Origin of the sequence: Enterobacter sp. UNJFSC 003, from assembly GCF_036903355.1 — a bacterium.
Classification (GTDB): domain Bacteria; phylum Pseudomonadota; class Gammaproteobacteria; order Enterobacterales; family Enterobacteriaceae; genus Enterobacter.
The window spans coordinates 1-250 of sequence record NZ_JBAKHK010000276.1 but is presented as its reverse complement, the minus strand read 5'-3'; the positions used below and the strand labels follow the sequence as shown (position 1 = coordinate 250).

Genomic DNA, 250 nt, shown 5'->3' with positions numbered 1-250 from the left:
GTGTTATAGTAGCCGAAAAACATCTACCTGATTCTGCAAGGATGTACTATGACGGTTCCTACCTATGACAAATTTATTGAACCTGTTCTGCGTTATCTGGCGACAAAACCGGAAGGTGCAGCCGCGCGTGATGTTCATGAGGCTGCCGCGGATGCATTAGGACTGGATGACAGCCAGCGAGCGAAAGTCATTACCAGCGGACAACTTGTTTATAAAAATCGTGCAGGCTGGGCGCATGACCGTTTAAAAC

Annotated in this window: 1 protein-coding gene; it reads left to right on the top strand. The window is 48.0% G+C overall.

What is annotated here, in order from left to right:
* Positions 1-48: 48 nt before the first annotated feature.
* Positions 49-250 (top strand): winged helix-turn-helix domain-containing protein (locus V5P19_RS24140; RefSeq protein ID WP_334408069.1); only part of this gene is annotated, 202 nt, incomplete at its 3' end.